Origin of the sequence: Sphaerotilus sp. (assembly GCF_041083715.1) — a bacterium.
GTDB lineage: Bacteria > Pseudomonadota > Gammaproteobacteria > Burkholderiales > Burkholderiaceae_C > Sphaerotilus.
In genome coordinates, this window is sequence record NZ_JBFPGY010000205.1 from 1 (window position 1) to 9046 (window position 9046).

Genomic DNA, 9046 nt, shown 5'->3' on the forward strand with positions numbered 1-9046 from the left:
CCTCGGTGAAGCGGCTGTCGGCGGACGCCGCGGTCCTGCCGCTCGCCACCCACCTCGACCGCGAGCGCGACGCCTTCATCGCCAACATCAACCACGACAACGGCGGCGAGGGACTGGCCGCGTGGCGCGAGAAGCGCGCACCGCAGTTCCGCTGACCGGATCCGACATGACGACGAGCACGACCCCACCTCCACGCCGGCGTCTCTACCTGATGCGCCATGGCTCCGTCGACTACTTCCTCGACGACGGCACGCCTGTGCCACCCGACACGGTGCCGCTCAATGCCACCGGCCGCGCGCAGGCCGATGCCGCGGGTGCGCTGTTCGCCGCCTCGGGTGTGCGTTTCGACCGCGTGCTGGTCAGCGGCCTGCCACGCACGGTGGAAACCGCGCAGCGCGTGCTTGCCGCGGCCGGTTCGGACACGGCCATCGAGGTCGATGCCGCGCTGCAGGAAATCCGGCCGGGTCGCCTCTCCGATCTGCCCAAGGGCGCGGTCCGCGAAGCCTTCCTCGGCGCGTTCGCGGGTGGCGGCACGCTGGAGGCCGTCGAGCGCCACCGTTTCCTGGGCGGCGAAAGCGTGGGCGAGCTGCTCGACCGCTGTCTGCCCGCGCTGGCCCGCTTCACCGCGCGCACGGACTGGGACTGCGCCCTGCTGGTGCTGCACGGCGGCGTGAACCGGGCGCTGCTGTCGAGCGCGCTGGCCGGCACGCGTGCCTTCTTCGGCCGGATGGAGCAGGCGCCGGCCTGCATCAACGTGCTCGACATCGGCACCGACCACGCCACCGTCCGCGCGATGAACCTGTCACCGACCCAGTGGCTCAACCACCGCGAGCGCCAGACCACGATGGAAAAACTGCTCGCACAGTACCTGCGCACCGGATCGAACCCCGCATGACCACGCCCGTCCTGACCCCCGAAGAACGCCACCACATCGAGACCGGTTCCTGGTATGCAAAGCTCTCGCCCGCGCTGCGCCAGGACATCCTGAACCGCACCATCATCCGCCGCTACCCGGACGGTGTGCAGGTCGCCACGCGCGGTGCGCCGCCAGTGGACTGGGTGGGCGTGGCCAGCGGCGCGGTGCGGGTGAGTTCGGTGTCGATGTCGGGCAAGCAGATCACGCTGACCTACGTCGAGCCGGGCACCTGGTTCGGTGACATCGCCCTCTTCGACGGCCTGCCGCGCACGCACGACGCCACCACCCACGGCCCGACCACGCTGCTGATCGTGCGCAAGCACGACTTCTTCGACCTGCTGTCGCGACATGCCGAACTGGCCGAGGCACTGCTGCGGCTGAACTGCCGGCGCATGCGGCTGATGTTCGCCTCCTTCGAGGACCTCAACACCAAGCCGCTGGCCGCCCGGCTCGCCAAGCAGGTGCTGACGCTGGCGCGCGCCTACGGCGTGCCGCACGGCGAGGAGACCCGCATCGGCCTGCAGCTGGCCCAGGAGGATCTGGCCCAGCTCGTCGGCGCTTCGCGCCAGCGCGTCAACCAGGAACTCAAGGGCTTCGAGCGCGAAGGCGCCGTGCGGGTGGAGCCGACGCGGCTGGTCGTGCTCTCGCGCGACAAGCTGCTGGCCATCTCCGAACGTTGATCCCCGCCCCTCTGCCTGCCAAGAACCCCAGGAGCACGATGCCATGGACACCCACGCCGCCGCCCAGTCCGGCACCCGCCCGGTCCCCGAAGGGCACGCCTTCGACGTCGCCGCCCTGGAGCACTGGCTCGCCGGGCACCTGCCGGGCTTTGCCGGGCCGCTGACCGTCCGCCAGTTCAAGGGCGGACAGTCGAACCCGACCTACCAGCTCGTCACCCCGGGCGGCCTCTACGTGATGCGCGCCAAACCGGGTCCGACCGCGAAGCTGCTGCCCTCCGCGCACGCCATCGAGCGCGAGTTCCGCGTGATGCAGGCGCTGGCCACGACCGACGTGCCAGTGGCGCGGATGCACCTGCTGTGCGAGGACGAGGCGGTCATCGGCCGGGCCTTCTACGTGATGGAGCATGTCGCCGGCCGGGTGCTGTGGGACCAGACCCTGCCGGACATGACGCGCGAGGAACGCGGCGCCCTCTACGACGAGATGAACCGCGTGCTGGCCGCGCTGCACCGGGTCGATCCGGTGGCGATCGGTCTGGGCGACTACGGCCGCCCGGGCAGCTACTTCGAGCGCCAGACCGCGCGCTGGAGCAAGCAGTACCTCGCCTCGGTCACCGAGCCGATCCCCGAGATGAACCGGCTGATCGACTGGCTGCCCGCACACCTGCCAGCCTATGCCCGCGACGACACGCAGGTCGCGATCGCCCACGGCGACTACCGGCTCGACAACCTGATGTTCCACCCGACCGAGCCGCGCGTGCTGGCGGTGCTGGACTGGGAGCTGTCGACGCTGGGCCACCCGATCGCCGATTTCAGCTACCACTGCATGGCGTGGCACATCCCGCCAGGCACCTTCCGTGGCATCGGCGGGGTGGCGCTGGAGCCACTGGGGATTCCGTCCGAGGCCGAGTACGTGAAGCGCTATCTGGCACGGGTCACCGAGGGGCGCAGCAGCGGGTTGACCTACGAAGCCCTGGTGTCCGACTGGGACTACTACCTCGCCTACAACATGTTCCGCATCGCAGCGATCCTGCAGGGCATCGCACGGCGCGTGGTGGACGGCACCGCCTCCAGTGCCCAGGCACGCCAAGCCGGCGCCGGAGCACGCCCCATGGCGGAGCTGGCCTGGAAGCACGCGCTCAGGGCTGGCGCAAGGCCATCCTGAGCACGTTTGCGGCCCGCGCTCGTCAGAAGGCGATGTCGGTGTGCGGTCCGATCCGGGACGGCATGCCGAGCGCCATCATGTCCGAATCCATCGGGATCTCCATCACCGAGGGCTCGTCCAGCGGAGACACATGGACGAGCCGCCCGGTGGACGGTTCACGGGTCGAGACCGCAGACGCCTTGTTCATCAACTGCCGCGCAGAGGCGGCGGCCGCTTCGGCCAGATGGCATGCGCCGTCGAGCATGGCCTGCTCCGGCACGGTGGCCTCGGTGCGCAGGTAGATCCGGCCGCGCAGCGTCATCAGCACCAGCGGCGCCTCGTTGCCCAGCCAGTTGTGGGCGGCCCGGCTGACCCGGCTCAGCAGGTCACCGTCCAGCCAGCGCTGGGCATGGGGCGGCGAAGAGGACAGCATCACATAGCCGGCCACGGTGGATGGCACCGGCACGCGCTCCAGCATCGACAGCCAGCGGACCTCTTCCGGCAGCGTCGTGTCGATGCCGGTCTGGTGGTCCTGCACCAGCGTCTGGTAGGCCTGCGAGTCGAGGCGCTGCGCCAGCGAGCGCGACATCAGCAGCATCTCCAGATGCTGCGGCAAGCCGGCCTCGATGCACACCCGCAGTTCCCGCTCCGAGATGTAGGCCCGCTTGCTCGGCCCCCATTCGAGCCGGCCGCGGCGGCCCTCCCACTCGAACTCGACCACACGACCTTCGCCATGGCGAACCCGCTTGAGCCGGTGCCCGCGGGTATCGGCCCACGCGTCGAGCACTTGCGTGTCGGTGGTCGTCTCGGAACGCGACCCCAGCAGTCGCTGAAAACGTTGCAGGGCTTTGAACATGGCAGTGGCGGTGTCGTTGGAACGGTGAAGTTCACCGATGGACCCATATCGACGTTTGGACAGAAAAACTGTAGCTGTTCCGGGTCAAGCCTGTCCGACACCCATCACGCCAGGGGCGTGACCTCGACCGACACCGTGAGCTGCTCGCCCCCCCCGCCGCTGCGCACACCGCGCACCGGCGCGCAGGCCGCATAGTCCGGTCCGACGGCAATCTGCACATGGCGCTCGTCCACCACACAGTGGTGCGTCACGTCCAGACCGAGCCAGCTGCGCACGGCCGGATCCAGGCAGACCTGTGCCCAGGCATGACTGGCCAGCTCCGGGGAGCCCGGTGCATGGAAATAGCCGCTGACATAGCGCGCCGGCAAGCCCACGGCCCGGCAGGCGGCGACCAGCACATGGGCCTGGTCCTGGCAGACACCCGCCCCGCCCAGCCACGCCTCGGCCGCGGTGGTGCTGGCATTGGTGCACCCCGGCTGGTAGCGGATGCGCGCTGCCACGAGCGCGGCCAGCGCCAGCGCCTGCGCCCGGCTGCCCTCCACACCGCGCACGGTGGCCAGCGCACTGCGGCGCAGTGCCTCATCCGCACGCGCCAGCGCCGAAGGCATGAGGTAGAGCCGTGGATCCGGCCCCAGTGGATCGGTCTGCATCGATGCACCCAGCGCTTCGACCATCCCCGTCGCCTCGCACTGGAGCATCCGCGCCCCGGCGCCCACAGCCAGCACGTGGCTGCGGTTGCCCCAGGCATCGGTCTGCGCCTGCAGCGGCGTGGGCGAATCGAGCCGCCAGTGGTGGACGATCTGGGTGTCGGTGTGGCGCGGCGTCAGGCACAGCGTCTGGGTGGCGCTGCGCAGCGGCTGGGTGTAGCGGTAGTGGGTGCGGTGGCGGATCTGATACTTCACTCCCGTATCTTGCAAGACGCGGGCCAAACCGTCACGCCATGCCCCCAGGTCTCACTCCGAGTCGAACACCGCCTCCAGTGGCTCCACCGTCACCGCCACACGCGGCACCGCGCGACCACCGCCCCGGATCACGCCTCGCAATGGTGCAACGTCGGCATAGTCACGCCCCCAGGCGAGGGTGACGTGGTCGGTGCCGGCTGGCACGGCATTGGTCGGATCCAGCGCCACCCAGCCATGCACCGGACACCAGACCGCGACCCAGGCGTGCGAGGCATCGGCCCCGATCAGGCGCGGCTGCCCGGGCGGCGGACGTGTCAGCAGATAGCCGCTGACGTAGCGGGCCGCCAGTCCGATCGAGCGCATGGCACCGATCATCACGTGCGCGAAGTCCTGGCAGACGCCTTGGCGCTGCGCCAGCGCCTCCGGGGCGCGGGTGTTGACCGAAGTGGCCAGCGGCTTGTAGGCGAAGTGCCGGAAGATCAGGTGCATCATCGCCAGCGCCCCCGCCAGCAGCGGCGTGCCCGGCCGGAACACCCTTGCGGCGAACCTCGCCAGCGACACTTCGCGCGGGGCGTAGGCCGAGCCGAGCGTGAACTCCACGGCCTCGTCGAACCCTGCGCCGGGTCGGTAGCGCAAACGCTCGGCCACCGCTTCCCAGGGCGGACTGACCTCGGGGCGCAACGCCGGCAGCGGGTCGACCTCGACCACGAAGCTGGACACCACCACCAGCCGCTCATGCACACGCGAATGCGAGAAGCTCGCGCGGTGGTTGCCCCAGGGGTCGACGCTCTGGTGCACGCCAGGCGACACCGTCACCCGACAGCCCGACAGGTCGGCCGGCCCGTCTGCGCCATCCGGACCCTCCCCGTCGCCCACATCGGGCTGGGGCGCCACCGACAATTGCCATTCGCACACACGCTGCAAGGGCGTTGCGCGCGGACGCAGGTGACCGAGGTGGTGGGCCAGCTCGACCGGTGCGTCGTAGGCGTAGGCGGTCTCGTGGAGGACCCGCAGCGTCACCGCTGGATCCGGTGCAGGAATCACTGCCATACGGTACGGTCTGCAGGCCCCACATGCGAGAACAGGTGGCGGCTGATTTCGTTGGACAAGCCCAGCACCGACGAACAGCAGCTCTGCAGCGCGTCGAGCAAGGCGGTGTAGCTGCCACCGGCATCGCGGGTGCTCAGCGTTTCGAGCGACCAGTCTTCAGGGCGTGGCAGCTGACGCACGATCTGCTCGGCCCAGATGGGGTCGTGGCGCGACAGCTTGCGCAGCCGCTCGCGCAGGGTGCGCGCCACCCAGGCCAGCGAGCGCGGGTTGTCCGTGTCGAGCACCACGAGGTGCAGCAGCGGAGGCACCTCGCGCCGAGCCTGGAACTGCGCCCGGTAGGTGATGGTGGAGTCGAACAGCCCGAGCAGCAGCGCGAAGCCGTCGTCCGTTTCCGCGAGACCAGCCTTGACCCCCGTGGCCAGCGCATTCGCCAGCATGTCGAGGCGCTCGATCTGGCGCGCCACGCTGAGCAGGCGCCAGCCGTCGTCACGGGTCATGCGGTCGGTCTGGGCGCCGGTGATGGCGGCCAGATGCAGCGCCGCCTGGTTGAGCACGCCCAGCACATCGCTGAGCGGCTCATGCCCTTCGCGGGCTTCGATGGAGGTGAGCTGGCGGGTGAACAGCTCGCTCAGGTGCTTGATCAGGCCCCAGTGCTCGGTGGACAGACGCTCGCGCAGCGCTTCGGCACAGCCGCGCAAGGCCTGCAGATTGAACGCAACGCTGGCACCGGCACGCGGGTCGCCCATGGCGTGGATCAGGGTGCGCTCGAAGACACGCGCGGCCTGACCGGACGGATGCGCCGGCAGCGGCACCGCCGCCGGGATCATGCCGTGCCGCACCAGCAGGCCGTGCATGACCTGCAGCACCCCCGTGCTGCCGGCCGGCAGCGCCTCCAGCGTCAGGCGTGCCAGCCGCACGGAGTTCTCGGCGCGCTCGGTGTAGCGGCCGAGCCAGAACAGGTTCTCCGCGGCACGGCTGGTGATGACCCGCCGCCAGTCCGCCAGCTCGGCAGGCTCCAGCGGCCGGGGCAGCAAGGTGGTCGCATCGACCTTGCCGTCGGTGAGCACCCAGGTGTCGGTGCTGGCGGAGCCGGACTGCATGGACAGATAGGCATCGGTGCCACCGCTGCCCTGCCCGTCCGCGTCGCGCCGGTTGGCCACCCGCGTCAACCCGCCGGGCAGCACGCACCAGCCCCCCTCGCCATCCGACATCGCGTAGACCCGCACGACCACCGGCCGCGGCTCCAGCCGCCCGGCCCGCCACACCGGCAGCTCGGAGGGCCGCGCCGGCGCCATGAGCGTGTGCGCCGCCGGATCGGCGTCGATGCGGACCTCCCACTGGCGCAGCGCCTCCGCGTCCAGTTCGCTGGCCATCACCGGCGCGAAGCTCGTCGTCACCGCACTCGGGGAGAAGGTCGGCACGATCACGAACTCGCGCAGCTTGCGCCGGTTGGCCGCCCAGACGCTGGCCTCGCCGCACCACCAGCTGGTGTGCGCCGGCAGCAGCAGCTCTTCCCCGAGGAGTCGCTTGGCCACACCGGGCCAGAAGGCACTCAATCCCGGGCTTTCGAGCACGCCCGCTCCTGGTGCATTCGCCACGACCACCTCGCCGGCACGCACCGCCTGCACCAATCCCGGCACGCCCAGCGCCGAATCCCCGCGCAGCTCCAGCGGATCCAGCCACTCGTCGTCCACCCGGCGCAGCAGCACGTGCACGCGCTCCAGCCCATGCAGCGTCTTCAGGTAGACCTTCTGGTGCCGCACCGTCAGGTCCGACCCTTCGACCAGCGTCACGCCCAGGTAGCGGGCCAGAAAGACGTGCTCGAAGTAGGTTTCATTGCGCGGACCCGGCGTCAGCAGGGCCACGCGCGAACGCTCTCCGGCCGGACTGACGCGCAGCAGTCCGTCCATCAGCGCCCGGAACGCAGAGGCCACCCGCTGCACCCTGAGTTCCCGGAACGCCTCGGGGAACTGCTGGCCGATGACCAGCCGGTTCTCCAGCAGATAGCCCAGGCCGGATGGTGCCTGCGTACGGTGGCCGACCACGCGCCACTGTCCGTCGGGCCGGCGCGCCAGGTCGAACGCCACCATCTGCAGCCAGCGCCCGCCCGCGGGCTTCACGCCATGCATGGGCCGCAGGTATTGCGGGTGCGCCAGCACCAGCGACGGCGGCAGGAAGCCGTCGTGCAGCAGATCCTGGGGCCCGTAGACATCCGACAGCACGGCATCCAGCAACCGTGCACGCTGGCGCACACCGGCCTCGATGCGGGTCCACTCCTGCGGCGTGATCAGCAGCGGCAGCAGCTCCAGCGGCCAAGAACGGGCACTGTCGCCGCCCTCGGCGTAGACGTTGTAGGTCGCACCATCCTCACGCACACGCCGCTGCACGCGCGCCAGACGCGCAGCAAGGTCCAGCCAGCCGGCTGTGCCGTTGGCATTGAAGAAGCGCGTCCATACCGGCGCCAGATCGAGCGGACCTGCGGCACCAGGGGCACCGGTCAGGAAACCACGCAGCTCGTCGCGGTGCCCTGGCGTACCGTGCAAGGCAGACGAGGCCGCCAATACGGCGGCCTCGGGCACTTCATCGGGAAGAAGACTCGATTGCATCGGCGCATCATGCACCGATGCCGGCGTTTCTGACATGCGGGACAGCCACAAGGGCGGACCCTGACCCGGATCAGGTCCGGCGCAGGTCCAGCGTGAAGGGGAACTCCAGACTGCGCTGCGCCACGCCGGGCACGACCTTGCCCGGGGTGTGGCCCATCGCGAAGAAGCGCGCCAGACGGCGGCTCTCGGCCTCGAACGAGTTGACCGGGAAGGTGTCGTGGTTGCGACCACCCGGATGCGCCACATGGTACTGGCAGCCCCCCAGCGAACGGTTGTTCCAGGTGTCCACCAGGTCGAAGGTCAGCGGGGCGTGGACACCGATGGTCGGGTGCAGCGCCGCCGGCGGTTGCCAGGCGCGGTAACGCACGCCCGCCACATACTCGCCCACCCGGCCTGTCGGTTGCAGCGCCAGCGGCTCGCCGTTGACGGTGACGACATGGCGCGGATCGACCAGCCCGGTGACCAGCACCTCGATGCGCTCCAGCGACGAATCGACGTAGCGCACCGTGCCACCGATCGCACCCTCTTCGCCCATCACGTGCCACGGCTCCAGCGCGCTGCGCAGCGTCAGGTGCACGCCACGCGCCGACATCTCGCCCACCTTCGGGAAGCGGAACTCGAAGTGCGGCGCGAACCACGCCGCATCGAACGCATAGCCGTCCCCCTGCAGATCGACCATCACGTCGTCGAGGTCCATCTTCACGAAGGTCGGCAGCAGGAAGCGGTCGTGCAGCTCCGTGCCCCAGCGCACCAGCGGCGCGCGGTAGGGCTCTTTCCAGAACCGGGCGATCAGCGTGCGCAGCAGCAGCTGCTGGACGATCGACATGCGCGCATGCGGCGGCATCTCGAAGGCACGCAGCTCCAGCAGACCGAGCCGCCCCGTGGACGAATCCGG

At 70.1% G+C, this 9046-nt stretch carries 8 protein-coding genes; 3 read left to right on the forward strand and 5 right to left on the reverse strand.

What is annotated here, in order from left to right; genetic code table 11:
* The first annotated feature begins 166 nt into the window (after window positions 1-166).
* The 3 genes from AB3X43_RS09085 to AB3X43_RS09095 are packed head-to-tail and all read left to right on the forward strand — an operon-like array spanning window position 167 to window position 2758.
* Entirely contained in the window at window positions 167-895 is a 729-nt protein-coding gene (locus AB3X43_RS09085) for a histidine phosphatase family protein (RefSeq protein ID WP_369429523.1), read from the forward strand.
* Window positions 892-1596 (forward strand): Crp/Fnr family transcriptional regulator, encoded by a 705-nt coding sequence (locus AB3X43_RS09090; protein ID WP_369429524.1) that lies wholly within the window; start codon window positions 892-894, stop codon window positions 1594-1596. The genes AB3X43_RS09085 and AB3X43_RS09090 overlap by 4 nt, the downstream gene beginning before the upstream one ends.
* Window positions 1597-1639: 43 nt before the next feature.
* A complete protein-coding gene (locus tag AB3X43_RS09095) occupies window positions 1640-2758 on the forward strand; it encodes a phosphotransferase (RefSeq protein ID WP_369429525.1) in 1119 nt (372 codons plus the stop codon).
* 22 nt (window positions 2759-2780) lie between these two features.
* Here the strand turns inward: AB3X43_RS09095 and AB3X43_RS09100 are convergent, their stop codons facing one another.
* The 5 genes from AB3X43_RS09100 to AB3X43_RS09120 form a co-directional block, all read right to left on the reverse strand.
* The gene (locus tag AB3X43_RS09100; protein WP_369429526.1) at window positions 2781-3593 is read right to left on the reverse strand and encodes a hypothetical protein; all 813 of its coding nucleotides are present in this window, start codon (window positions 3591-3593) and stop codon (window positions 2781-2783) included.
* Between the two features lie 104 nt (window positions 3594-3697).
* Complete coding sequence (locus tag AB3X43_RS09105; protein ID WP_369429527.1) at window positions 3698-4495, reverse strand: transglutaminase family protein; 798 nt, start codon at window positions 4493-4495, stop codon at window positions 3698-3700.
* Between the two features lie 51 nt (window positions 4496-4546).
* A complete protein-coding gene (locus tag AB3X43_RS09110) occupies window positions 4547-5545 on the reverse strand; it encodes a transglutaminase family protein (protein ID WP_369429528.1) in 999 nt (332 codons plus the stop codon).
* Window positions 5536-8151 (reverse strand): circularly permuted type 2 ATP-grasp protein, encoded by a 2616-nt coding sequence (locus tag AB3X43_RS09115; protein WP_369429530.1) that lies wholly within the window; start codon window positions 8149-8151, stop codon window positions 5536-5538. Before AB3X43_RS09115 ends, AB3X43_RS09110 begins: the two co-directional genes overlap by 10 nt.
* Window positions 8152-8221: 70 nt before the next feature.
* Window positions 8222-9046: transglutaminase family protein (locus AB3X43_RS09120; protein WP_369429531.1), on the reverse strand; the 825-nt coding region annotated here is incomplete at its 5' end.

Coding starts and splice junctions, on each gene's coding strand:
- AB3X43_RS09100 (WP_369429526.1), bottom strand. CDS start 3,593: ATGTTCAAAGCCCTGCAACGTTTTCAGCGACTGCTGGGGTCGCGTTCC.
- AB3X43_RS09085 (WP_369429523.1), top strand. CDS start 167: ATGACGACGAGCACGACCCCACCTCCACGCCGGCGTCTCTACCTGATG.
- AB3X43_RS09095 (WP_369429525.1), top strand. CDS start 1,640: ATGGACACCCACGCCGCCGCCCAGTCCGGCACCCGCCCGGTCCCCGAA.
- AB3X43_RS09115 (WP_369429530.1), bottom strand. CDS start 8,151: ATGCAATCGAGTCTTCTTCCCGATGAAGTGCCCGAGGCCGCCGTATTG.
- AB3X43_RS09110 (WP_369429528.1), bottom strand. CDS start 5,545: ATGGCAGTGATTCCTGCACCGGATCCAGCGGTGACGCTGCGGGTCCTC.
- AB3X43_RS09090 (WP_369429524.1), top strand. CDS start 892: ATGACCACGCCCGTCCTGACCCCCGAAGAACGCCACCACATCGAGACC.